At 44.6% G+C, this 25175-nt stretch carries 17 protein-coding genes, 1 tRNA gene and 1 riboswitch; of the genes, 7 read left to right on the forward strand and 11 right to left on the reverse strand.

Annotated features, from left to right (window positions below):
• The 3 genes from DYU05_RS17680 to DYU05_RS17690 form a co-directional block, all read right to left on the reverse strand.
• Positions 1 to 2397, reverse strand: a complete 2397-nt coding sequence (locus DYU05_RS17680) for an ABC transporter permease (protein ID WP_117384685.1) — start codon at positions 2395 to 2397, stop codon at positions 1 to 3.
• 211 nt (positions 2398 to 2608) lie between these two features.
• Positions 2609 to 3985 (reverse strand): 3-keto-disaccharide hydrolase, encoded by a 1377-nt coding sequence (locus DYU05_RS17685; protein WP_117384480.1) that lies wholly within the window; start codon positions 3983 to 3985, stop codon positions 2609 to 2611.
• Positions 3986 to 4003: 18 nt separating this feature from the next.
• Complete coding sequence (locus DYU05_RS17690; protein ID WP_117384481.1) at positions 4004 to 5329, reverse strand: Gfo/Idh/MocA family protein; 1326 nt, start codon at positions 5327 to 5329, stop codon at positions 4004 to 4006.
• Between the two features lie 165 nt (positions 5330 to 5494).
• On the opposite strand from DYU05_RS17690, the gene DYU05_RS17695 reads away from it, so the two are divergent.
• Together DYU05_RS17695 and DYU05_RS17700 are read left to right on the forward strand one after the other, a co-directional pair.
• Positions 5495 to 7978 (forward strand): M1 family metallopeptidase, encoded by a 2484-nt coding sequence (locus DYU05_RS17695; RefSeq protein ID WP_117384482.1) that lies wholly within the window; start codon positions 5495 to 5497, stop codon positions 7976 to 7978.
• Between the two features lie 135 nt (positions 7979 to 8113).
• The gene (locus DYU05_RS17700) at positions 8114 to 8467 is read left to right on the forward strand and encodes a hypothetical protein (RefSeq protein WP_133300257.1); all 354 of its coding nucleotides are present in this window, start codon (positions 8114 to 8116) and stop codon (positions 8465 to 8467) included.
• A 3-nt stretch (positions 8468 to 8470) separates the two neighbouring features.
• Here DYU05_RS17700 and cdaA read toward each other — a convergent pair whose 3' ends face one another.
• Together cdaA and DYU05_RS17710 are read right to left on the reverse strand one after the other, a co-directional pair.
• Positions 8471 to 9265, reverse strand: a complete 795-nt coding sequence (gene cdaA, locus DYU05_RS17705) for a diadenylate cyclase CdaA (protein ID WP_117384484.1) — start codon at positions 9263 to 9265, stop codon at positions 8471 to 8473.
• 78 nt (positions 9266 to 9343) lie between these two features.
• The gene (locus tag DYU05_RS17710) at positions 9344 to 10315 is read right to left on the reverse strand and encodes a polyprenyl synthetase family protein (RefSeq protein ID WP_117384485.1); all 972 of its coding nucleotides are present in this window, start codon (positions 10313 to 10315) and stop codon (positions 9344 to 9346) included.
• A gap of 270 nt (positions 10316 to 10585) precedes the next feature.
• Here DYU05_RS17710 and DYU05_RS17715 point away from each other — a divergent pair.
• Positions 10586 to 10673 (forward strand) — tRNA-Ser (locus DYU05_RS17715).
• Positions 10674 to 10765: 92 nt separating this feature from the next.
• On the opposite strand, the gene DYU05_RS17720 is transcribed toward DYU05_RS17715, so the two are convergent.
• Both DYU05_RS17720 and DYU05_RS17725 read right to left on the reverse strand, forming a co-directional pair.
• Complete coding sequence (locus DYU05_RS17720; RefSeq protein WP_117384486.1) at positions 10766 to 12208, reverse strand: SusD/RagB family nutrient-binding outer membrane lipoprotein; 1443 nt, start codon at positions 12206 to 12208, stop codon at positions 10766 to 10768.
• A gap of 5 nt (positions 12209 to 12213) precedes the next feature.
• A complete protein-coding gene (locus DYU05_RS17725) occupies positions 12214 to 15402 on the reverse strand; it encodes a SusC/RagA family TonB-linked outer membrane protein (protein ID WP_117384487.1) in 3189 nt (1062 codons plus the stop codon).
• A gap of 313 nt (positions 15403 to 15715) precedes the next feature.
• A riboswitch (SAM riboswitch) is annotated at positions 15716 to 15821 on the reverse strand.
• Between the two features lie 269 nt (positions 15822 to 16090).
• Here DYU05_RS17725 and pta point away from each other — a divergent pair.
• The 3 genes from pta (at position 16091) to DYU05_RS17740 (ending at position 20432) form a co-directional block, all read left to right on the forward strand.
• Positions 16091 to 18184, forward strand: coding sequence for a phosphate acetyltransferase (gene pta / locus DYU05_RS17730; protein ID WP_117384488.1), 2094 nt, complete (start codon positions 16091 to 16093; stop codon positions 18182 to 18184).
• Between the two features lie 14 nt (positions 18185 to 18198).
• The gene (locus DYU05_RS17735) at positions 18199 to 19401 is read left to right on the forward strand and encodes an acetate/propionate family kinase (RefSeq protein WP_117384489.1); all 1203 of its coding nucleotides are present in this window, start codon (positions 18199 to 18201) and stop codon (positions 19399 to 19401) included.
• Between the two features lie 113 nt (positions 19402 to 19514).
• On the forward strand, positions 19515 to 20432 hold the full coding sequence (locus DYU05_RS17740; protein ID WP_117384490.1) for a glycerophosphodiester phosphodiesterase family protein: 918 nt from the start codon (positions 19515 to 19517) through the stop codon (positions 20430 to 20432).
• Between the two features lie 3 nt (positions 20433 to 20435).
• On the opposite strand, the gene DYU05_RS17745 is transcribed toward DYU05_RS17740, so the two are convergent.
• From DYU05_RS17745 to DYU05_RS17760, 4 genes are all read right to left on the reverse strand, one after another.
• Entirely contained in the window at positions 20436 to 21641 is a 1206-nt protein-coding gene (locus DYU05_RS17745; protein WP_235854050.1) for a hypothetical protein, read from the reverse strand.
• A gap of 103 nt (positions 21642 to 21744) precedes the next feature.
• Positions 21745 to 22251, reverse strand: coding sequence for a GbsR/MarR family transcriptional regulator (locus tag DYU05_RS17750; protein ID WP_117384491.1), 507 nt, complete (start codon positions 22249 to 22251; stop codon positions 21745 to 21747).
• Between the two features lie 70 nt (positions 22252 to 22321).
• Positions 22322 to 23830 carry a cryptochrome/photolyase family protein gene (locus tag DYU05_RS17755; RefSeq protein WP_117384492.1) on the reverse strand — a complete coding sequence of 503 codons (1509 nt, stop codon included), beginning with the start codon at positions 23828 to 23830 and terminating at the stop codon, positions 22322 to 22324.
• Between the two features lie 130 nt (positions 23831 to 23960).
• Positions 23961 to 24482, reverse strand: coding sequence for a DUF4142 domain-containing protein (locus DYU05_RS17760; RefSeq protein WP_117384493.1), 522 nt, complete (start codon positions 24480 to 24482; stop codon positions 23961 to 23963).
• 279 nt (positions 24483 to 24761) lie between these two features.
• On the opposite strand from DYU05_RS17760, the gene DYU05_RS17765 reads away from it, so the two are divergent.
• Entirely contained in the window at positions 24762 to 25139 is a 378-nt protein-coding gene (locus tag DYU05_RS17765; protein WP_117384494.1) for a hypothetical protein, read from the forward strand.
• Positions 25140 to 25175 lie beyond the last annotated feature (36 nt).

Below are 25175 nucleotides of genomic sequence, written 5' to 3' on the forward strand. Positions count from 1 at the left end.
TTATTCGCTGCGTAAACTTCTTACCGGGTTAGCTAACGCGGCTTTTATGCTTTGATAGCTTACTGTGCATATTGTTATGAATATGGCACAAACAGCAGTGCCTGCAAATATCCACCAGGAAAGCTCTGCGCGGTATTTATAATCCTGAAGCCAGCCATGCATAAAGTAATATGCTGTGGGAATGGCAAGCAGCAGCGATATGCAAACCAGCGTAACAAAATCTTTAGACATCATTTGCCAAAGACTAAATACTGAAGCACCCAGAACTTTACGTACACCAATTTCTTTTGTGCGTTGCTCTGCCATGAAGGATGCCATACCAAATAGCCCCATGCAGCTAATGAAAATAGCCAGAATGGTAAAAAAGCCGGCAAGCTTACCAACACGCTCTTCGGTAGAGAATTTCTTTGAATACTCTTCGTCGGTAAAACGATAATCAAACGGGCTACCCGGATCATATTTTTTAAATACGGCTTCTATTTTAGCCAGAGCTTCTCTAACCGGCACCTTGGGGTTTAAGCGGATGTCGATCATATTCGCGCTGTTCCTGTTGAAAGCAAATATGGTTGTCTTAACAGGTTCGTAGGGCGAAGACATTACCATGTCTTTTACTACGCCAATCACAGTTAGCTTATCGTCGCCATTCTTTACAATTTCTCCTACCGGATGTTTGAGATTCATAAACTTCACCGAAGATTCGTTAAGGATAATTGACATGGAGTCTGCCAGGTTATCCCTGGAAAAGTTACGTCCTTCTATTAACTTCCAGCCTGCAGTTTTGCCGAATTCAGGGGAAACAGGCACATAAGCAAAGTCGTCCTGCAGATCCGGGGCTTTATCTTTCCAGGTATAGCCACTATTGTTAGAATATACATCCGTCAACGGGCTACCCGATTCAGCTATTTCTACAATAGCTCCACTCGACAGCAGATCGGTACGTACAGCCATAAAGTTCTTGTGGATGTCGTCGGTTTTCATGCTCATTTGTACCATACCTGTACGATCATAGCCAACCGGCCTGTTTTTGGTATGCTGTACCTGCCTGAATACGATAATTGTCCCTATTATAAGCGTAACCGACACGGTAAACTGCAGCACAACCAATATTTTACGAGGGATAGCTGCAAACCTACCAGCTTTGAAAGTACCCTTAAGCACTTTAACCGGTTGGAAAGAGGAAAGGTAAAACGCGGGATAGCTGCCTGCCACAACTCCTGTAAGCAAACTAAAGCCAATACCAATTATCCAAAACACCGGGTTTAGCCAAAGTACGCTCATGTTTTTGTTGGCAACCTGGTTAAACCAGGGTAGTATCAGCAACACCAACACTATACAAAACACAAATGCAAAGGCCACTACTAAAAGGGACTCGCTGAAGAATTGACCAATCAACTGCGCCCTTATTGATCCGATAGCTTTACGAATACCTACTTCTTTAGCGCGCTTTTCGGAACGGGCGGTGCTTAGGTTCATAAAATTGATGCAAGCCAGCAACAAAACAAAGCCGCCTATTATACCAAACATCCACACCCATTGGATAGCACCACCTGTATTAATACCATCCTTAAACTCCGAGTATAAACGCCATTTCTCCATAGGGTGCAGAAACAATACCGGTTTAAATGATGCACCAACCATATCGCCTTGCGCGGCTATATTTTTTGCTTTGATATCGCGGATACGGGCATTTACTTTGTTGATATCTGCATTGTCGTTCAACTGTACAAACAACTGAAATGAATTATTTCCCCACTGGGTGGCGGCCCTTTTAAGCCAGGGCTGCGTTGTCATATACAAATCCCAGGGAAGTATGAAAGAAACATCGGTAAGGGTGCTGTTACGCGGCAGGTCCTCGTATATGCCGGTGACTTTAACCAGCTGCTGGTTGTCAATTTTAACCGTTTTGTTCATAGGATCTTCATCGCCGAAAACAGCCCTGGCAGTTTTTTGGGACATAAGGATAGATGAAGGATCTTTTAGCCCGGTGCGTGTTCCCTCAATCATTTTAAGGCTCAGCATATCCGGCGCTTCCGCCTGCATAAAACTCCCTTGCTGGTTCAACTTTTTATCGCCGTAAGCAAGTATATGATCATAGTTCCAGCTAGATAGCACTACGTATTTAAAGTCGTTACGATATTCGGCGCTTAGCTTTGTGCCTAAAGGTATAGGAATGGCAGTTTGGGTACCTATTTTTCCGTTGAAGGTTTGGTGCTGCATTACCTGTGCTATGCGGTCCTTGTTTTCAAAAGAACGATCATAGGATAGCTCATCCCATATCCATAAACCGATCAGCATCGCTACTGCCATCCCAACAGACAAGCCGGCAACATTGATAAAGGTGTGTGTTTTATTCTTAACCAGATTGCGCCAAGCAACTTTCAAGTAGTTCTTTATCATGATATTGTTGATTTTTAGGTACATAGCAAGCTAGCTTGCTATGTAAACAGATATAAGATATGTGCCAATATTGAAAGTCGCTGATTAACAATTAAATACAAAAATCACCAGCTCATATAATGTTCGAATACGAACGGTCTGTGTTCGGTATTAAACAAGAAGAGGCGCAAAATTGCACCTCCACTTGTAGCTGTTACTAACTGTAAGTAAATTACTTAAGCTCTTTGATTTTGATGCTGCGGTAGTCAACATCAAAGCCATGATCCTGCAACAGCAGGTGACCTTGCCTTGCCTCACCAAAGTCTTTCCAAACCTTGTACTTACTTATGGCAACCAGGTCTCGGTATTCTTTTGAGCCGCGATCATACTCTAACACCTTTATTCCGTTAAGATAATGCTCAACGTGGTTGTTGGGATACACTACCACCCGGCCTGTGTTCCATGCTCCTATCGGGTGCACAAACCGGCTTTGCTTTTTAGCGGTAATTAAGTCGTATAACGAAGCCAATGTGCGATTGCCGTCCCGGCCAAGTTTAGCGTCGGGGTGTACGGCATCATCCAGCACCTGGTATTCCAAACCAATTGCCGAACCTTGCGTTTTTTCGTCAAGCGTAACAAAGTATTTCACGCCGCTGTTCGCCCCCTTGCTCATCCTGAATTCAAATGAAAGATCAAATGCGGCAAATTGCCCGTCAGAAACAATATCTCCGCCGTTTGCCGACTCACCACCATTTGCACCAATAACGCTGAGCATACCATTTTCTATCTTCCAGCCCTTAGCCGGAAACGTTGCTGCAGTAGCGCTATGCCAGCCTTTGTTGGTTTTGCCGTCAAAAAGCAGCTTCCAGCCGTGTTGACGTTCGTAGCCCGACAATTGGTTAGATACCAAGTTAACTACATACAAGTTACGGGTAACAGGCGCCGGCTGAAGATTGGTTGTTTTTATCTGAATATTCTTAAAATATATCTTTTTGCCAGCCTGCCCTGCATCACTTATGGCATGTACCTGTAAACCGATAAAACCGGTTGCGTCTACAGTATCCACAACCATAGCGGTCGGAATGCCGTTCACAAATGTCTTGGTGGTGTTGCCAATGCTTTCAATTTTTATGTGGTGATATTCTCCTGGTTTCCAGTCCACTTTTGCCGCTGCATTAAGTTCCATTGGGTACAGCCAGTCTCGGCGGCCTTCATCATATATACCACCGGTCCATTTGCGTTCGCTGGGGTCTATTTCACACTGCCTTCCATAAACAAGCCCTTTGCCTTCGTGTCCCGCGGGATTGTAATGGCTGCGTACCTGCACACCAGAGTTGGTGAGGTTGCTTTCTGTCATAATATCCAGCTCCAGCACAAAGTCGCCATATTCTTTATCGGTAACCAGGAAGGTGTTGCCGCTATTAAGCACGGCGGTACCGGTGAGTACTCCGTTGGCAGCAGTATATTCTGCATTGCCGGCCAGTTTCTTCCATCCTTTAAGGGTACTTCCGTCAAACAAACTGGTGTACCCGGGCTTCACCTGCGCTGTAGCTGCCGCAGCAAAACACGTTAATCCGGCAAGTGCCCAAAGCTTTAAATTGTTTCTCATTTTTATTCAGGGTTGATGTTATACTTTAAGGTTCCAGCCTGGTTCATAATCACGTGTCCAAAGCTTCATTGCATCTGCATCATGTAAGATATGGCCATTTGATGCATCGCAGTTAAGCACTCGCCCGGTGCGCTGTGCAATGTTGCCTAGCTGTGGTATCAAGGTTGATTTATGACCATTGATGATAGTTTGGTTCAACTGTTCACTTCCCTGTATAGCACTGACGAAGTTTTGCAGGTGCACCCGGTCAAGCAATTCTGTAGGGCTAACCTTGTTAGATGCATCAACAGGTGTTTCATCTTTTATTTCTTTCACCAGCTTATTGTCCATATCATAAACCTGGTAACCGTTCCCTCCACCATAGTAGATTGTACCTCCGTCACCGTAAAAAACCACACCACGACCTACGCCTTCAGAGTAATAGTTATTACAGCTGCGGCCTTCCCATGACAAGGCTGTGTTATTAGGAAAGTTAACCAGTATAGTTTGTGTATCAGGTGTCTCCCAATCATCCTTAAAGGCAAAACGGCCGCCCGATGAGGTTACACGGTTAGGGAAGTCGACACCCAGCCCCCATCGCATCACATCTATTTCATGCGTGCCATTGTTGAGGGCCTCACCAGTTCCCCAGTTCCAGTGCCAATGCCAGTTATAATGGATCAGGTTATCTTTATACGGCCTACGAGGGGCATAGCCTTGCCAGAGTTCATAATTAAGATTAGCTGGGACGGGTGCAGGTTTGCCGTATCCAATCGACTTACGATTGTTGGTATACCAACCGCGTGCGAAATATGCCCTGCCGATCACGCCATCATGCAGTTCCTTAATCATCTTTTGTACATTGTTGAACGAGCGCCGCTGGCTACCCATTTGCACCAGTCGGTTATATTTACCAGCAGCGGCAATTGCCAGTTCTCCTTCGTGTGGGTTATGGCTACAAGGCTTCTCTACATACACATGCTTGCCGGCCTGGCAGGCCAATATAGTTGCTGGCGCGTGCCAATGGTCAGGCGCGGCAATTACCAATGCGTCCAGGTCTTTTTTCTCTAGCAGTTTGCGCACGTCTGTTATAGCTTGGGGCTTTTTGCCGGTGAGTTTTTCTATATCTGCAATGCACTTGTTTAGTGCTACGCTATCCACATCGCATATGTAGCCAATTTCGACATCCGGAACTGCGGTAAGCTTTTGAGCCAGGAATGCGCCACGGCTGTTTACGCCCATTACGCCTATCACCACCTTTTTATTAGGCGAACCGGTATATAAACCATTGGCTAAGGTATTTTCACTAACGAGAAAACTAGTACCGCCCACAGCTGCGGTCCTGATGAATGTTCTTCTTTGCATAAGCAGATATTGTATAGGTAAAACAATAATTGGTATTGGCTAATTTAGTGGTTTTACCTACAGCTTTGTGTAACATTGATAGATAAATAGCGTCTTACCTTTCAATAAAAACTAATAATTTAGATTTTATTATGCATGCATACTATTCAAACTAATTAACGAACTATGAAAACACTTTACGCTGCCCTCATTGGAGGCAGTATGAGCGCGCTGGCCATCAGCACAGCTTTTGCACAAGCTCCCGCACCTGAAAGCCCTGCTTACAAGATGTACCGGGAAACTACTCCAAAAATAAACGACCTTGTACACACCAAGCTGGATGTTAGGTTCGACTACAAAAAGCGTTACCTGTATGGAAAGGAGTGGGTTACGTTGAAGCCCCACTTTTATCCGACCGACAGCCTGCGCCTTGATGCCAAAGGCATGGACCTTAAGACCATTGCTGTTGTAAAGAATGGTAAGAACGTGCCATTAAAGTTCACTTACGATAGCCTTACCGTTGCCATAAAGCTTGACAAAACTTACCAGGGCGGTGAAGCTTATACATTATATATCGACTATACTTCAAAACCTAACGAGTTAAAAGCTAAGGGAAGCGCAGCTATCAGCGATGCGAAAGGATTATACTTTATTAATCCTGATGGTACTGAAAAAGATAAGCCAACACAAATTTGGACTCAGGGAGAAACTGAAAGCTCATCTTGCTGGTTCCCAACCATTGATAAGCCAAACCAAAAAACTACGGAAGAGATAGCGATGACTGTACCTGCAAAGTACGTTACGTTATCTAACGGTCGCCTGGCTTCACAAAAAGTTAACGGCGACGGTACCCGTACCGACGTTTGGAAACAAGAACTTCCGCACTCGCCATACTTGTTTATGATGGCTGTGGGAGACTTTAAAATATACAAAGACAAATGGCGCGATAAAGAAGTAAGCTATTACCTGGAGCCGAAGTACGCGCCATACGCAAAAGACATTTTCGGCTTTACGCCAGAGGTAATGGAGTTTTACTCAAAAACCCTGGGCGTTGATTATCCATGGTATAAATATTCGCAGATAGTTGTTCGCGATTATGTAAGCGGGGCAATGGAGAACACCAGCGCAACCCTTCATGGCGAATATGTGCAAGGCACCAAACGTGAACTTGCCGACCGCTATTATGATGGCGGCCGCAGCACTATTGTGCATGAACTCTTCCACCAGTGGTTTGGTGATTACGTAACTGCTGAAAGCTGGAGCAACCTTACGGTAAACGAATCCTTTGCTGATTTTAGCGAAAGCATTTGGGCCGAGTACAAGTATGGCAAAGATGCAGGAGACGCACACAGTTACGAAGCTATGCTGAACTATTTAAGCCAGCCAAATGCCAAAACCAAAAATCTTGTACGCTTTCACTACAATGATAAAGAGGATGTGTTTGATGTAGTAACTTACCAAAAGGGCGGGCGTATTTTGTATATGTTACGCAACTTCCTGGGTAAAGAAGCTTTCTACAAAGGACTGAATATTTACCTTAAAACTAACGCCTTTAAAAATGGCGAGGCACAGCAGTTGCGTTTAGCAATGGAAGAAGCAAGCGGCCGCGATCTGAACTGGTTCTTTAACCAGTGGTATTACGGTGCGGGTCACCCAATATTAAACGTCACCTATAAATGGGATGATGCAACCAAAAAACAAACTGTTTATTTAGAGCAAACGCAGGATGGTAATGCATTTATACTACCAATGGCTATAGATATTTATGCAGGTGGCAAAAAAGTACGCCATAATGTTTGGATGCGCGATAAGACTGATACACTTACTTTCGACGTAGCTGCTAAACCTGACCTGGTGAATGTTGACGGTGACAAAATATTGCTTACTAAAAAGACCGATACCAAATCATTGGACGAACTTTCGTTTCAATACTTTAATGCTCCGCTTTACCTGGATCGCTTTGAAGCCATTGACGGTGTGAAAGCGCGCCAGACAGACGAGAAAGCACGTAAAGTTATTGTAGCAGCAATGCAGGACAAGTATTATGGCTTACGCCTGAAAGCAATTAATGCAGCTAACATCACAACCAACGACGACGTACGCAACGCGGCTGTACCGGTACTGGTTAAACTTGCACAATCAGACGAAAACAACCTTGTACGTGCTGCGGCAATAAACGCTTTAGGAAAGCTAAAAGCATCAGGCAATCTTAACTTGTTCAAACAAGCATATGCAAGCGACTCTTATGTGATACAAGGCGCTGCAATGAATGCCATTGGACAAATTAACCCAACAGAAGCACTCCAGCTGGCAAAAAGCCGCGAAAAAGATGCCGAAGGCGCCGCTAAACAAGCTGTGATAAACGTTTATGCAACATCAGGCACCGATGCCGAATGGCCTTACGTTTATAACGCGTTCAAGAATGCAGGCGATCCTAACACCCAGTTTGGCATGGTACGTAAAGTAGCGGATTTTGCTGCAAGGGTTAAAAATCCCGAATATGCACAGCAAGGGATTCAAGCTATTGGAGAAGTTGGCCTCAAGTACAAACAGTACGGCGTTGCTCCTTCAGTAATACAAATACTTAACGGTATTAAAGATGCGCGTACTAAAATGGGCGATACTGCTTCAGCAGCAACCGTAGATAAAGCAGTTGCTCCACTTAACTAAGCAACAGCCCATCTTAAATTACATAAACTACAAAGCCACCCAAAGGGTGGCTTTGTAGTTTTAACATATTTTAACTTGATTTAACATGTTACTAAGGAGTAGATTAGCTAACTTAGTATTAACAATACAATGGTTATGAAAAAGCTGCTTTTGGTAATTATTTTAGCTACCTGCTCAGGGGAATTATTGGCGCAAGGGAATGGAAATACAACCGTTCCACCATCAACCCTAAACAAAACGTTTCCTTTCAAACCAGATACTACCATAAACTCGCAAATTATAAAAGATTTATCGCTGGTACCGCAAACCAACATGAAAGCGCTTCCAAAAGGTATTTATGACATAAAAGCTTTAGACAAGATGCCTATTATTGCTCTACAGGGTTATTCTAAAATGCCCGTTGTAAAACTTCGTGGGAACTCTAAAATGCCGGTGGTTGGAAAAACTCCTTCTAAAAACGATAATGTCGTTATAGTAGAGCGTCCGTAAGCCTTATTGAAAATCTTTATTGAGTAGCTTCTCCAGTTCGGCGAAGCTAATGTTCATTTTTATACGCCCTTGTTTCGCGTATGATATCTCGCCGGTTTCCTCTGAAACGATAATGGCTGTAACGTCATTTGCTTCTGTAACGCCTATCCCAGCTCTGTGCCTCAAACCAAATTGGGCGGGCAAGTCGGCTTTCTCAGTTACAGGCAATATGCAACTGGCAGATTTTATTTTATTTTCTGATATCACCACCGCACCGTCATGCAATGGGCTGTTCTTTTGAAATATACTCTCTAACAGCCGTTTAGAGATTTTGGCCTCGACCACTTCGCAGCTATTTTGATAGAATTGCTCGTCGTAATATTTAGCAAAAACTATAAGTGCTCCGGTACGGGTTTGCTTCATGCTTTTGCAGGCGTCAACTATTGGCTTAATGCGCGCATAATTGTTTTTTTCTGCTTCGGCCTTTCCAAAAAAGTACTTCCACCAGGCTTTGTTGCGCTGTAATGAGGCGTTTTTACCAACAAGCAACAAAAACCGCCGAACCTCTTGCTGAAAAACTATGATGACTGCGATAATACCTACATCAACAAACTTGCCCAATATGCCGGTAAGCAATTGCATATGCAGCACTCTTACTACCATATAAAGCAGGTAGATAGTAACCAAACCTATTACTATGTTGGCAGCTATTGTCCCCCTGATCAGGTTGTACAACTGGTAAATAATAAACGCCACCAACAGCACATCAACTACATCAAGAATACCAAGTTTTAAGAAGCTGAAATTGAAGGACTGCATATTACGAATGTAATAAGTTTATATGAAAGATTACCGAACAGGCTTATAGATGAGCGCTATCAATTGAACGTAAATATATCACTTGTTACGCTCTGTAGTGTATCGCACCAATTGCTCCAGCCCTGTGCGTGCATCACCTGCAGGGAAGGTATCAAGAATAGCAAATGCTTCATCCTGGTATTTTTTCATTTGTATCCCGGCATAATCCAGTCCGCCGTTTTGCTTTACAAAGTTGATGATCTCGGTGATCTTTTTAGAATCATCATTGTGGTTTTTAACCAAATTGATAATCCGCTTCTTTTCGCTGCTGCTTGCATTACTAAGAGCATATATCAGCGGCAGCGTCACTTTCTTTTCTTTTATATCTATGCCCAATGGCTTGCCAACGTCATCGGTGCCGAAGTCGAACATATCATCCTTTATCTGAAATGCTATGCCGATCTTTTCACCAAACAATCGCATTTTTTCTATTACTTCCTCGCTTGCTCCGGCGGAAGCTGCTCCGCAGGCACAGCACGCAGCAATTAACGACGCAGTTTTCTGACGAATAACTTCATAATACACGGTTTCCCCAATATCCATGCGACGCACTTTCTCAATTTGCAACAACTCTCCTTCGCTCATTTGCTTAACCGCTTCTGATACGATCTTAAGCAAACTGAAATCATTATTGTTGATAGACAACAGCAGCCCCTTCGAGAGCAAGTAGTCGCCCACCAACACTGCTATTTTATTTTTCCAAAGTGCATTAATAGAGAAGAACCCCCGGCGCTGATAAGAATTGTCTACCACGTCGTCATGTACCAGTGTTGCGGTGTGCAAAAGTTCTACTAACGCAGCCCCGCGGTGAGTGCTTTCGTTAATACCACCACATATACTGGCGGAAAAAAAAACGAACATTGGTCGGATCTGCTTTCCTTTCCGTTTTACAATGTAATGGGTAATACGGTCCAGCAGCGGAACAGAGCTTTGCATAGAGGCTTTAAACTTCTCCTCAAAAACATCAATTTCTGCAGCAATGGGTTTCTTTATCTCGTTGATGTTCAGCATCTGCGTTAGTGCGATAATACACCCGGCTTAGCAGCCGGATATTGCGGAGCAAACATAAGCTAAAAAAATATATCTGCGTAAAGCTGCTTCTTGTTTTAGCAGATTAAACCTTTAGCATTTAAAACGCTCTATTAGGTATAAGTTAGTAAGATAGAGTATATAAGTTTTGATTTTTGTGAGTTAGAGTTTTCGTTTTGAGCGGTTACCCATTGGATAGCCGCTTTTTTGTTGCCCTTACGGATAAATATTTTACCTTTGCGTGCCCAAAACGGAGAGGTGTCTGAGTGGTCGAAAGAGCACGCCTGGAAAGTGTGTATACGTCAAAAGCGTATCGAGGGTTCGAATCCCTCCCTCTCCGCACTACAAACAAAACGCCTTAATTATGCATTAAGGCGTTTTGTTTTATTAAAACTTTGCTGTGTATTAAGTAGATGATATTTAGCTTCTAACTTAATTCACATCAAACCAAAGTTTGGTTGTTAATACGTCAGCGCCCTGACCAGATACCGCGGACTGATAGTTAGTACCGTTTAAAGATTGCTCTGTACCCGGGTACAGGAATCTTAACGGCAGTTTTCCGTTTAGCGTACCAGCTACAGCAGGCTGAAGCTGAGGATAATCTAACCTGCGCCACTCCGCAAATGCTTCCAACCCCTGTCCAAATAACGCGAGCCATTTTTGATCGCCTATGGATTTACGGAAGTTACCGGCATTATACTGTACAGCAGGTTGGCCAAGGTAAGTGGCAACATCTGCATCACTTACGCTATATTGCTTTAACGATGCTGTAATCGCTTGCTTGTATAGTTCGCCTGCATTCTCTGTGGTAAACCCCCTTGCTGCAGCTTCTGCACGGTCAAACAGCACTTCCGAATAACTTTGAATAACCGCCGGTGCACCTGGAGCAAGAAAATAGGCGCCAGGTTTTGATGTTTTTGTAAAACCCAGGTTACTGGCATCCCCAACTAATAACCCGTTAGGTATGCCCACGTAAGTGTTTGGCGTGGCATCTTTTGTTTTGCTGACGTAAACCTGCAAACGCGGATCATTCAATGCAAAAAGCTTGTCAACAACAGTTTTGCTTATACGGTAATCATCTCTGGTGTCGAACAGGTTACTTATAGGGTTTTGGTTTGGTGATGCCAGATAAACCAACTGTGCTGTCTCGCTGTTGCTGCTTATGTAGCCGCTGCCCTCTGCCTGTATCTCGGCAAGTACCTGTTTAGCTTTTTCAGGCTCGCGGTCTGCTATACGCAAGGCTATTCGCAAACGCAGCGAATTGGCAAATTTCTTCCATGAAGTAATGTTATTGCCGTAAATAACATCACCCAAGATTGCCGGTCCTGACGCGTTCAACGAAGACTGTGCCGTTTTCAGGTCTTCCAACAAAGCGAAATACACATCTTTTTGCTTGTCATAAGCAGGGGTAAGATATTGCGAAATGTTAGTTGCCTGGCTGTAAGGTATATCGCCGTACGCGTCGGTAAGTAATTGAAAAGTCCATGAACGCAGCACCAGCGCCACACCTTTGTAATTAGGGTTAGACTGCGCGTCTGCTAACTTTATTATCTGGTTCAGATTAACTATGCTTTTTGAGTAACCTACCGTCCACAACTCCTGGAAAGCATTGTTAGAGTAGATATACCTGTCCGGATCGGTGTATTGGATCTTAGCCCAGTACTGTACAAAAAGCAGGCTCGCATCCATGTTATTTGCGGTACCCCAATAGGTGTCGGCTGTATTTTTTATAGCTGCAGTAAGCAGGTAGTCAGGCTGTGCAGTTTCAGATGCATTCGGGCTTTTGTTTATATCCTGCAGATCCTTTTTGCACGACACTGTTGATAGTGTAACCGCGGCAAATAGTATTAATGCTGATAAATGTTTGATTTTCATGATAGTTAGAATTTAAGATTAACATTAAAGCCGATGTTGCGAACAGTAGGTAGCGTAAGGTCTTCAAGGCCTTGGCCGTTGCCGGTGTTGAATGCCGTTTCCGGGTCGATATTTGGCACTTTCTTGTGAATGATCCATAGATTCCGGCCAACAACTGAGACGGTCGCCGACTGCAGCCCTATCCCTTTTACCCACCTCGCCGGGAAAGTGTAGCCTAGCTTAACTTCCCTAAGCTTTATAAATGATGCGCTGTAAACAAAGGCCTCGTCCACATTGGTAAATCCTTTGTAGTAAGACTGTGCTGGTATAACCTTACTGTTTGCTGTGCCGTCTGCCTTTACGCCTTTCCATACCATACCGTCGTCATAAACAGTTTCGCCATTTGGTGCAGCAGCACCTCCGTTAACCTGCACCGCGGTAGCTGACGTATTATTACCGGGATAGTAATAGCTTAATCCGCCGTTTTGTGCACCTCGGCCGGGCAGCGTTGATGCCAGCACTCCCGTGTAAGTTCCCGTTCTGTTGGTATTAGAGTAGATGGATCCTCCAAACCGGGCATCCACCAGGAAACCTAAATTAATCCCTTTATAAGAGAAGCTGTTGTTAATGCTTCCGGAAAAATCAGGTGTGTACTTACCCAGGTACTGCTTGGTAGGGTTGATAACCGGTACACCACTGTTATCTATAACAATGTTGCCGGCGGCATCACGCTGGTAAGCGTTGCCAAACAATGTACCGTAAGGTTTCCCCACTGCGGCAAGTACCTGCACCGTACGGTTGGTGCCTAAAATATAGCTTTGCAGCCTGCCTTCTTCATCTAACGATACTACTTTGCTGCGGTTAAGCGAATAGTTCACGGTTACATCCCACGAGAAATCATTCTTTTTAATTGGCGTGCCGCTTAACTGTACCTCCAAGCCCTTATTATTTATACGGCCGCCGTTTATCAGCTTTTGCGTATAACCTGTTGAAGGGCTAACATCAACGTTAAGTATCTGATTAATACTGTTTGTATTATAAACGCTTACATCCAGCCGTACGCGATCGCGCAGGAAACCGGCCTCAAAGCCAGCTTCGCCAGAGGTTGTTGTCTCAGGTTTTAAATTCGGGTTAAGATCTATACTATTAGCGTTCTGCTGCGGATTGGTGCCAAAAGGCGCTGTAAAGTTATATGTGTTGATGAGCTGATAAGGCGTAGCGGCCTTACCTACTTTAGACCAACCACCTCTTAGTTTTAGGTAACTTAATGCGTCACTTTTAAAGTCAAGCGCCTGAGATAGTACCAAACTACCATTCACCGACGGATAGAAGTAAGACAGGTTTGCTACAGGTAAAGTAGACGACCAGTCGTTACGGCCGGTAAGGTTCAGGAACGCATAGTCCTTATATCCAATTTGTGCCGATGCAAAGTAGCTGTACGTTTTAAGCTTGCCATAGTAATTTGATGATACCAGCGGATCACGTGAGTTACTCAACGTATAAAGGCCCGCAACTGCCAGCTTAGGTGCTATCTGGTCGTTCTGCTCGTTTATAATTGTGCTTATGTTGCCACCAATAAATGCATCAAGGGAGAAATCTTTGCTCAGCTTTTTAGTGTACTGCAGCCGGCCTTCAGTATTGGTTTCGCTCACGTGATAAGCGTCTTCTTCATAAGAACCGAATGGTGTTCCATTAGTACCATAGGCCACCTTTATTTTACGACGGTCGTTGTAAAAGTCGGTACCGGTTCTAAAATTTGCAGATAGGCCGCCACCAATTTTGTAATTCAGCTCGATGCTGCCAATCAGGCGGTCTTTATACTGCCCAACTGTGTTCTCATAAGCTATAAAATATGGGTTGCTATAGTAGCTGTTGTTCCAGTTAAAGGTGCTGCCATCAGGGTTTCTGTAGTTTTTCAACTGGCTTATATCCACCTGGCGGCCAAACCATGTAAACTGAAGCATGGTGCTGGTTGCCCTGCGGCCGTAAGCACCCGGAAGGTTGCCTGCATCGTCTTTTATGTAATTAGCTATAGTAGTAACGGTAAGCTTTGGTGTTGGCCTGAACGTTGTGTTCAATAAAAATGAATTACGGCCCAGTGATGAATTAGGCACCACACCAGTTTGATGCAGGTTGTTGTATGACAACCTAAAATCGTACTTGTCGCCGCTGCCCGCAAGTGCAACACCATTGTTTAGGGTGACACCTGTGTTGAAGAAATCGCGTACGTTATTAGGATGCGCTACAAAAGGCACCGCAACACCGTTAGAGTTGAATTGCGGAATCAATCGTCCATCCAATGGAGGGCCCCAGCTTTCATCCACACCATCGTTAACGCCTCCGCCTTTGCCATCCACGTAGCTAAATTTCCCGTTGGATCCCTGTCCAAACTGGTTTTGATAATCAGGGAAGACCTTCAGGGTTGCAAAGCTGGTGTTGGAGTTGATAGTGATACCAAGGCCCTTGGCACCCTTACCTGTTTTAGTTTTTATAAGGATAACACCCGCAGCTGCGCGGTAGCCGTACAGTGCGGCAGCGTTTGGTCCTTTAAGTACACTTATAGATTCTATATCCTCAGGGTTGAGGTCGGAAATTGCGTTAGGGAAATCTCTTGACCCGTTAGCACCCTGAAACTGCGAGTTATCTACGATAACGCCATCCACCACAAACAGTGGCTGGTTGTTACCCGATACCGATGTTTCGCCGCGAATAACTATACGTGATGATCCCATGTCGCCCTGGCTGTTGGTAACCTGTACACCGGCAACTTTACCGGCAAGCGCGTTTACCAGGTTGCTTTCTTTAGCTTCTGATATATCACGCGACTTTAAGCTTTGTACCGCGTAGCCCAACGACTTTTTGTCTTTGCTGATGTTAAGCGCCGTTACCACCACCTCGTTTAACGAGTTTGCGGCTTCTACCAGTACTATTTGCAACGGTGCGTCGGCCTGTGTAACCGTGACCTGTTGTGTGGTGAAGCCCAAGTAGGATATCCGGAGTACATCATTTGGTTTTGCATTGAGGGAAAACCTGCCCTGTACATCTGTCTGAGTACCATTGGTAGATCCCTGAACAGCCACCGTAACGCCGGGGAGCGGCTGCCCGTCTGACCGGGCGGTGACAACGCCGCTAACCTTAACCGTTTGGGCGTAGGTAGTTTGCAGCAAGAAAAATGGCAGTAAAGCCGCCAAAAACAGCTTGTAAATTTTGGACATGACTATTAATTGTAAGAGGTAAAAAATGCCTGTACGAAAGCCCAATGCAGCTGCACTGCAATTAGCTATTGTAAAGGATGTTTGAATAACCAGAGGCTGCACGCCTCAGCAGGATGGGGAATTAAATTAGCAGCAACAACGCATGCCTTGCATGAAACATGCAGATGATGATGGCGAGTGATTTAAAAACGAGCGAAATGTAAAAGGTGTTTTCATAATAATATAGCATTAACAATATTGCTTTTCAGCCATCAAGATTGCACCGGGGAGATATTGTGTACTGATAAGCCCGACAGCTAAGCATGTATTGTAAACATTATCTCTTCTGCCAATGGCAGACAGGAATTAGCACCTTTATACTTATTGTATAGGTTGCTAAGACGTCATAGGGCCTTTCCCTCGGTCTTTCTTGATAACTATAAAGAACTATTTCGATGCAAATATATGAATAAAATATAAAGACTATAGAATTAATAGATTTTATTTAAAATAAATTATTCTCCCTTTAATGGGTTAGCAGTGCAAGCAGATATGGTAAAAACAGTTCCTTAGGAATAAACATTAATGCTGTGCTACCTGTTAATTAAGACGACCTTCAAGGTGACTTAAATTACCTTATTTATTAATTTACGACAGGTATTTGCAAGCAGTTAAGCTTTACCTTTGCCGGAAACTATACAATATTACTTTGACTAAAAGCATTTATATAGCCTCTGCCGAACCCTACAGTGGTAAGTCAGTTATTGCACTTGGGCTGGTAGCCATGCTGCTGGGTAGGGCACAAAAAATAGGTTACTTTAAACCTATAATACCGCTTGCTCCGCAAGAACAGCCGGACAGCCATATTCAAACTATTCTATCTCACTTTCAACTACCGCAGGCATATGCAGATACTTATGCTTTTACCAGGCAAGATGCAATGCAACACCTGAAGGATGGGCGGCAAGGCGATATGCTGGACGCGATCATCAGCAGGTTTAAAAGCCTTGAAGCTGCTTATGACTACACCGTTGTAGAAGGCAGCGATTTTGCTGGGCCGGCTACAGCATTTGAGTTTGAAACCAACAGGTTAATTGCCAAAAACCTGAATGCACCGGTTTTACTGCTGGTATCGGGCGATAATAAAACCACGGCCGAGATTGTACAGGACACACTCAATTTTTGGAGAGCCTATCAGTCGCACGATATACAAGTGCTTGCCGTGGTGGCCAACAGGGTGCAATCTGCCCAAACAGCTGATGTGAAGCAATTGCTTGTGGCGCAACTGCCAGAGAACATCTTGGTTTCTGTTATCCCTGCGGAGCAGACACTTGAAAACCCCACGGTAAACGACATTTTTGAATGTTTGAACGGACGTTTACTATTTGGCCGGGAACATCTTGCCAACCAGGTAGATCACTTTGTAACCGGTGCCATGCAGGTGCCAAACTTTTTAAATTATTTAAAGGAGAACGTACTGATTGTGACGCCGGGCGATCGCGGCGATATTATTATAAGTTCGCTGCAGGCTAACTTGTCTGCAAGTTACCCAAGGGTTGCAGGTATTGTACTTACAGCCGGCAGCATACCCGAAGAGCCGGTGATGCGCCTGATAGAAGGGTTGCAGAATGTTGTGCCGATACTTACCGTGGACTCCGGCACTTTCGAGACCACCAACAACATCGCATCTGTTAAGGCGCGTATAACGCCTGATAATTCTAAGAAGATACAGCTTGCCATAGAAACATTTAACAAGTATGTAGATGTTCCTTCGCTGGAAAAAATGCTGGTGACTTTCCACTCTGACGCGATGACACCCCACATGTTCCAGTACCAGCTTACACAATGGGCAAAGAGACAGCGTAAGAACATCGTTTTACCAGAGGGTAATGATGACCGTATTCTGCAAGCCACTGCAAGGTTAATCTCCCAGCAATTGGTAAATATCACCTTGCTGGGCGATCCGGGTGAAATAGCTGCATCCGTAAAGCGACTGGGTATAGATGTAGACCTCAGCCAGGTCAACATAATATCTCCTGCTAACTCCACCTTTTACGACGACTATGTGCAAACGTTGTATGAGCTTCGCAAAAGCAAGAACGTTACGTTGGAAATGGCGCGGGACCTGATGACGGATGTATCTTACTTTGGTACCATGATGGTTTATAAAGGCCATGCTGATGGGATGGTATCAGGTGCTGTACACACTACGCAGCACACCATACGGCCCGCGCTGCAGTTCATCAAAACCAAACCGGGTATTTCTACAGTATCTTCTATATTCTTTATGTGCCTGGCAGATAGGGTATCGGTATTTGGCGACTGTGCAGTAAACCCCGACCCCACCGCAGAGGAACTTGCAGAAATAGCCATTTCGTCGGCAGATAATAGTTCCCGGTTTGGTATCGAGCCGCGGGTTGCTTTGCTTTCTTATTCTTCGGGCACGTCCGGCTCGGGTGAGGACGTAGAAAAGGTAAGGAGGGCTACACAACTCGTACGAGAGAAACGACCGGACCTGAAGGTTGAAGGACCGATACAATATGATGCAGCCGTTGATCCTGTAGTAGGTCGTCAAAAACTTCCCGGTTCAGAAGTGGCCGGGCAAGCAAGTGTACTCATCTTCCCTGATCTGAACACGGGCAATAACACTTACAAGGCGGTACAGCGCGAAACCGGCGCATTGGCCATAGGGCCGATGCTGCAAGGCCTTAATAAACCTGTAAATGACCTTAGCCGTGGCTGCACAGTAGACGACGTTTTCAATACAGTTATTATTACTGCTATCCAAAGCCAGGATAGCTAACTATACTCTTGCACATGAATATTTTTGTGATTAACTCGGGCAGCAGCTCTATTAAATACCAGCTCTTCATACAGGGATCAGCTACACCGCTTTGCAGCGGCCTTGTGGAACGCATAGGCCATAGTGACGCGCAGATAACTCATAAATACCACCGTAATAACAAGGAAGATGTTATCCGTATAGAGCAGCCAATTGCAGACCATGAAGCAGGCATGCTGGCTGTAGCAGAGCTATTAACAAGAGCGGACATTGCCGTTGTACAAAGCGCAGAGGACATCAACGTTGTTGGCCACCGTATTGTGCATGGCGGAGAAACATTAACGCACACAACGGTTATAACCCCCGAAGTGAAAGACAGGATACAGGCCTTGTTTCCGATGGCACCGCTGCATAATCCAGGCCATTACGAAGGCATTAAGGTAGCAGAAAAAACTTTCCCAGAGGCTACGCAAGTGGCGGTGTTTGATACCGCATTTCATCAAACCCTTCCTGAGAAGGCATTTCGTTATGCTATACCTAACACGCTTTATCATGAGCTTGGCATAAGGGTGTATGGCTTTCACGGGATCAGTCATCAATATGTTAGCCGGGAGGCAGCACACTACCTAAGCAAGCCGGACGCGAAAGTAATTACTATACACCTGGGCAACGGCTGCAGCATGGCGGCGGTAAACGCTGGTAGATGTATTGACACCAGTATGGGGCTTACGCCGTTAGACGGCCTTATTATGGGTACACGCAGCGGTAGTATAGATGCATCTGTACTGTTATACCTTACCGAACAAAACAACTACACTACGGAGCAGTTGAAAAACCTCCTAAACAAGCAAAGCGGTATGCTTGGTTTAACCGGCCACAACGACATGCGCGATATAAGCGCACTTTACCGACAGGGCATTGTTGAGGCTAAGCTGGCTTATGACATGTACGCCTATCGCATCAAAAAATTCATTGGCGCTTACGCCGCCGTTCTTAACGGGCTGGATGCAATAGTGTTTACAGCAGGCGTTGGCGAAAATGATGCGCTCGCACGAGAACTGGTATGCCGAGATATGGAATACCTGGGCATCGGTATAGATATCGCTAAAAATGAATTAAGAGAAAGCGGTATTCGCGACATTACTGCCTTCCAGGCAAAAACAAGGGTACTCGTGATCCCTACCAATGAAGAACTGGAAATAGCCAGGCAATGCCAGGACTTGTTAATGGGTGCCTGATCTACTACGACATACACTTATGATAAGTGATACTTGTAAATAATTGCATCAGTACTTATTGTTAATACTGCGCTAACATTACGGCTATAAATTTGGCGAACACAACATGCCGAATGAAAAACAGGAAAATTTATCTTATCGCAGGATTAACGCTGATCGCATTATCAGGATTTAACATCAGCAACAGCTTATTTACGCAACCCGCGGAGTTTCCGGCGTTTGATACAGAGGCTCACCGTGGCGGCAGATCGCTCATGCCCGAAAACACTATTGCCGCCATGAAAAACGCGATAGACCTTGGTGTAACAGGCCTGGAGATGGACACTCACATTACTGCTGATAACGAAGTGGTGCTGTCACACGACGAGTTCATCAACCCGCTGTTCACACTGGACCCGAACGGTAAGGAAATTACTCCCGAGCAAGCCAAATCGCTGGTGCTTTACAAGATGAATTATGCTGATTTGAGCAAATATGATGTGGGTTCTAAATTGTACAGCAATTTTCCCAAGCAGAAAAAGGTTAAGACCTATATTCCCAGGCTTGGGGATGTCATCGATTCGGTACAAACCTATTTAAAGGCTAATCACAAGAAGCAGGTATTCTATAACATCGAGACAAAGTGCTCTCCCGCAGGCGACAACATCTACAACCCTGCACCGGAAGAATTTGTAAAGTTGCTGATGAATGTGATTGAGCAAAAGAGAATAACGCCGTACGTAATTATTCAATCATTTGACAAACGTACGCTGCAGATTATTCACGCCCGCTACCCTAAAGTGCGCACATCCTACCTTATTGCTAATAAGAACAGCGTTGAGATGAATATAGCCGATCTGGGCTACACCCCGTTTATTTACAGCCCGGCTTATAAACTGGTAAATGCAGACCTGGTAAAGCAATGCCACGATAAGAATATTAAAGTACTACCCTGGACAGTAAATACTAAAGAAGAGATAGAGGCGCTTAAAGCCCTTAAAGTGGATGGCGTTATATCAGATGATCCTACACTGTTTAACCTCAATAATTAACACCTACTGACCGGTAGGTGTGTATTCGTAAACTACTTTGTACGCCTCGTTTTTAAGTTTAGAAGAAAGCTGGCCTATTGCCAGATCCTTACGCTGTGGTGTGGGCTCACAAACGGAGTAGGTTTTACCTTTGTAGACTATGGGTTCTCCAACCGGCTTGTTAAATTCAACCGCCATGGTAATGTGCGTAGGATAAAGCATGGCTATCATGGGCAGGTTGTAAATTTCTTTTACGAGATAAAAGAATAATGCTGCGCGATCGTCGCAATCGCTGTATTTTGAGGAAAGCGTCTGCTCGGGCGAAAGGCGCTTTTCATGTCCATAGTTTTCTTCGTCGTTCTCGTATAAAAATGCGTATCGGGTGAAGTGCATCAGGTAGTCTACGCCTTTTACAGCACTCATTTCCGATATGTTTTTCCGCAGGAGTGGTATCAGCGAGCTATAGGTTACCTTGCTTACCGGTATGTTAAAATAAGTTTCGAAATCTACTCCCGGGTAGTTCATAAAAATCTTACCGACTTCCGGGTTAAGCTTTATGTTGAAGTAGTATGCTTTGTGCTTATAAGTGAATTGCAGCTCCCTTTCCTCGTAACTTTCCGGACTAAAATCAGGCATGCGGGTAACCTTGTAGGAGAAAGATTTAGTGGCACCAGCAACCTTCACGGGTATAGGTACCGGCGGATCCTGGTTAATGTCTGCCTTGGCATAATCATGATAGTTAAGGCACATATACTTTTCCCCGTCAACATTAAAAGAAGGTATATCTGTGATGTCCTCGTCGTTTAGTACGTAGAAGATAATCTTATCCGTAGTAAGTGCCACCCTGGCATCGTAACCCGAATGGGTCATTAAGAACCACTTATATAAGGTATACCGGGCATAGTTGTCGGCTTTGGGGCTTAGCTGCTCGGCGGTTTTGCGTACAAGCTGATAGTACAACCAATCATTTAATTCGTTCCTGGTTTTATATGCGGTTAACGAATCAACCAGGGGTTTGTAATTACCGGCATTCAGCTGGTTGTAAAATGATTTTACCGATTGCTGCGATAGCACCTGCGGTACCTTAACCAACAGGGCTTTATCTATTTCGCTGTTGAAGGTACCATTGTAAAACTCAAAGCAAATGCGCTGGTTATCAGCCCTGGCATTTCTGTAAGCCAGGCTGAGGATCAGGAAACAAAAGACAATATGCCTGGGAAGCCGAAACATTGGCGTTTACAATTGGTAGTTTAAATTTACATAAAATTAAACTGGAATTAACAATTAAAATTGTGTAATAACCAATTGCAACAGTCCCGACGGGATCAGCAGCTTACTTGAAAATCTTGAAGATAGACTTCCAGAACCAGTTCTCGTCCGCTTTAAGCATGGTCTCTAATGTTTTGTCTACATTTTTCGCAAGCTTATTAATGTCGGTTACCGACTGGTTGAAGGTTTTAAACGCAGGATCATTGCTGTCGCCCTCAACTTTGGTTAGTTCGTTCAACAGTTTTATTATAGGGTCAAGCTCGCGTTTGCGGCGTTCTTTAGCTACCTGGCGTGCAATGTTCCAGGTGTCTTTGTCAGCATAAAAGTACTCTTTGCGCTCGCCGGCTTTGTGGCGCTTTTCTACCAGGCCCCAACTGATCAAATCGCGCAGGGTCATGTTGGCATTACCGCGGGATATCTTCAGTTCTTCCATTATCTCCTCGGTGGTAAGCTCAGCCGGGGTAACCAGCAGCAGCGCGTGTACCTGCGCCATTGTGCGGTTAATGCCCCATTCGGAGCCTAGTTTGCCCCAGGCCTCTATAAATTTTCCTTTAGCTTCAGGTAACTGCATTTACAAATATAACCTATGTTCCGTAAATTTCAAAATGTTTTGAAAGTACAGCCACAGTATTTCCGGGCGGTTAAGCAGCATTCCATTCATCAAGCACGTTCAGGAATTTTTCGGCATTAGCCAAATGCTGTTCGCGTTTGTTGTCGGGCATCTTGTCAAAAGTCTTGACTAGCATACCTAAACGCGGATTGCTCATAAAGAATTTTCGGTGTACATGCATAAACCGCCAGAAGAGGCCATCCCATGTCTCCTGCCACTCACCTTTTGGCCAATCGCCCATTTTTAACAGGTAATTACTTCCGCTGATGTAAGGCTTGGTCATCATCAGCCCTCCATCAGAGAATTGCGTCATCCCGTAGGTGTTGGGCACCATTACCCAGTCGTAGGCGTCTATATACATTTCCATAAACCAGCGGTACACCTCGTCGGGATCAAACTCGCATAGCAGCATAAAGTTGCCCATCACCATCAAACGTTCTATATGGTGCGAGTAGCCGGTGTTCAGCACGCGTTTTATAACATTATCAACTGGAGCAATGCCGGTGTTACCTGTCCAGAACTGGTAAGGAATTTTACGGCTAAAGCCCCAGTAATTTGTAGTACGCTGCTTTACGTGCTCGCGTTCGTACACTTGGTGTATAAACTCCCTCCACCCCATAATCTGCCTGATAAACCCTTCAAGCGAGTTCAACGGTATCTCCTGCTCGCTTGCCGTTTGCAGGGCTTTATCAATCACCTGGTTTGGGGTAAGTAACCCCGTATTTAACAAAGGCGATAGCACAGAGTGGTACAGGAAGCTTTCACCCGTAACCATAGCGTCTTCGTAAATGCCAAAGTTATACAAGCGCTGGTCCATAAAATCCGTCAGCCACTTTTCAGCCTGTTCATGATCCACGGGGTAAAAACCACCAAGGTTCCCAAAAGGAGATGCTGTTGTACCGGGGTTATCCGGGTAGCTTTTATTTACCCTTTCTGCAGCTTCTTTAACATAGTCGTTACTGGCCGGTGTATCCAGCAGCGGCACCACTCCCGTTTTTGGGAAACGCTTGCGGTTATCGCTGTCATAGGTCCATTTTCCGCCAAGTGGTTTGTTATTATCTTCCAACAGTATGTTCCGCTGTTTTCGCTGGTTTACATAAAAATCTGTTTGGAAATACGTTTTCTGCTTATCAAAAAACTCATCAACATCTGCCCGGCTGTTTAACCACGCAGGGCTTTTGTATTCGGCTAGTTCAATGCTGTTGCCGGCACATTGCCTGGCTAGGCGCCTTTCCAGCCAATTGTCTGCTGTTGCAGCATAGTGGATGGTTTTAACACCTTGTTCTGCTAACCAGGGAACCAGCTTCCGAACATCGCAATGTTCATCATCCGCAGCAATGTAGTTCACCATTATCCCCCTGTTAGCCAGCGCGTCCTGGTAACACTTCATAGATGCGCGGTGCAGCACCAGTTTTTTTTTGTGAAAAGAATACAGGTTGAAAAACAACGCCTCTTCTACCAGGTAAACCGGGCGGGCGCTGCTAATTGCAGGATGATGTTTAAACAGCTGATGGGGGAAAACAAGGGTAACACTTTCCATAGTTTTTGAACACTGCTGGCAGCGGTTTGTTTAACGTTAGCCGATGCATAATGATACAACGAATAAAGAGAGGCTGCTTCTTTTTATTTGAAGCAACCTCTCTACATCAACCTACTAAAAGCCGTGTTTTTTATTTGTTTACCGTAGCATTAAGCGTAGTTGCTTCGGTTAAATGCTCCTTTAACGTCGGCAGCTTTTCGGCAGCTAAGGTCCTGAAATCGCCTATATCTGCGTAGGTAGTGGCTTTTTCAAATAAAGTAACCTGCTCCTGGTGCGATTGTACCATTAAAGCTGCAAAAGCTTTGTCGAACTCGGCGCCTGATAGTGGGGCCAATGCATTTAGCTGTTGCTGATGCGCGGCAGTTAACTGTGTAGGTACAGTAATATTGTTTTTAGCTGCTGTAGCTTTGAGTTCGTCGGTAGCTTTGGTGTGGTCGGTTACCATGTGCTGGCCATACTGCTTAACTTCTGCATTGGAAGCTTTCGTTAAAGCAAGCTGTCCGGCCTGTATCTCCAGCATGTTGCCGCTTGCAGCCTGTGTGGTAAATTCCTGGCTGCTAATACGCATGCCGTCGTTCTCTTCATCTTTACAGCTTTGTAAAGAAACAATACTACCTAGTAGCATCATTAATCCTAAAGTAAATTTTTTCATAATAGATCGTTTTGCACCTTGTCAGACAAAACCGTATCCATTCAGTACACCATCCCGATTTTAAGTATACCCGTACCCTTTCAGTCACACTAAATAACATTGTGAAAAACAACAGTTTACACATGTAGACTAAAAAACATGTTAATTGTCAACTGCATTAGTAAGATGAGCACACATGCGCGCCATTTCGTACCTGATTTAGCACAAGTGTATAATTTTTAGGATATAAATTATCATTTCAGTTAAACTAAATAAATAATACGAATGTTGTAGATAGATATGGAAAAGCCAATTTCAAGACAAGCGCACGGCGCTATAGATTATGCATATGCTGCACTGGTACCCTTTCTTCCGGAGTTAGCATCTTATAAAAAAGAAAAAAATGCTGCTATACTCAGCAGGTTGTTAGGCGGTGGGGCACTGGCTTACTCTGCCTTAACTAAGGCAGAATGGGGTTTGTATAAAATATTGCCATTTAAAGCACATCTGGCGGTAGATCTTTCCGTAAGCTTGTTTGCTATTGCATCTCCCTGGTTGCTGGGCTTTTCGGGGAACAAACAGGCCCGCAATGCATTAGTAGCAGTGGGCGTTTCGGGGCTTATGGCATCATTGCTTACAGAGCCCGAGGAAATGGATCAGCGGACAGCAGGGCTGTAACAACACCAGAGATGATAAAGTAGTAAGCAGCGCAGC

The sequence above is a fragment of the Mucilaginibacter terrenus genome (genome assembly GCF_003432065.1).
GTDB lineage: Bacteria > Bacteroidota > Bacteroidia > Sphingobacteriales > Sphingobacteriaceae > Mucilaginibacter > Mucilaginibacter terrenus.

Coding starts and splice junctions, on each gene's coding strand:
- DYU05_RS17695 (WP_117384482.1), top strand. CDS start 5,495: ATGAAAACACTTTACGCTGCCCTCATTGGAGGCAGTATGAGCGCGCTG.
- DYU05_RS17680 (WP_117384685.1), bottom strand. CDS start 2,397: ATGATAAAGAACTACTTGAAAGTTGCTTGGCGCAATCTGGTTAAGAAT.
- DYU05_RS17760 (WP_117384493.1), bottom strand. CDS start 24,482: ATGAAAAAATTTACTTTAGGATTAATGATGCTACTAGGTAGTATTGTT.
- DYU05_RS17700 (WP_133300257.1), top strand. CDS start 8,114: ATGAAAAAGCTGCTTTTGGTAATTATTTTAGCTACCTGCTCAGGGGAA.
- DYU05_RS17755 (WP_117384492.1), bottom strand. CDS start 23,830: ATGGAAAGTGTTACCCTTGTTTTCCCCCATCAGCTGTTTAAACATCAT.
- DYU05_RS17740 (WP_117384490.1), top strand. CDS start 19,515: ATGAAAAACAGGAAAATTTATCTTATCGCAGGATTAACGCTGATCGCA.
- DYU05_RS17750 (WP_117384491.1), bottom strand. CDS start 22,251: ATGCAGTTACCTGAAGCTAAAGGAAAATTTATAGAGGCCTGGGGCAAA.
- DYU05_RS17745 (WP_235854050.1), bottom strand. CDS start 21,641: ATGTTTCGGCTTCCCAGGCATATTGTCTTTTGTTTCCTGATCCTCAGC.
- DYU05_RS17725 (WP_117384487.1), bottom strand. CDS start 15,402: ATGTCCAAAATTTACAAGCTGTTTTTGGCGGCTTTACTGCCATTTTTC.
- DYU05_RS17765 (WP_117384494.1), top strand. CDS start 24,762: ATGGAAAAGCCAATTTCAAGACAAGCGCACGGCGCTATAGATTATGCA.
- DYU05_RS17685 (WP_117384480.1), bottom strand. CDS start 3,985: ATGAGAAACAATTTAAAGCTTTGGGCACTTGCCGGATTAACGTGTTTT.
- DYU05_RS17735 (WP_117384489.1), top strand. CDS start 18,199: ATGAATATTTTTGTGATTAACTCGGGCAGCAGCTCTATTAAATACCAG.
- DYU05_RS17720 (WP_117384486.1), bottom strand. CDS start 12,208: ATGAAAATCAAACATTTATCAGCATTAATACTATTTGCCGCGGTTACA.
- cdaA (WP_117384484.1), bottom strand. CDS start 9,265: ATGCAGTCCTTCAATTTCAGCTTCTTAAAACTTGGTATTCTTGATGTA.
- DYU05_RS17690 (WP_117384481.1), bottom strand. CDS start 5,329: ATGCAAAGAAGAACATTCATCAGGACCGCAGCTGTGGGCGGTACTAGT.
- DYU05_RS17710 (WP_117384485.1), bottom strand. CDS start 10,315: ATGCTGAACATCAACGAGATAAAGAAACCCATTGCTGCAGAAATTGAT.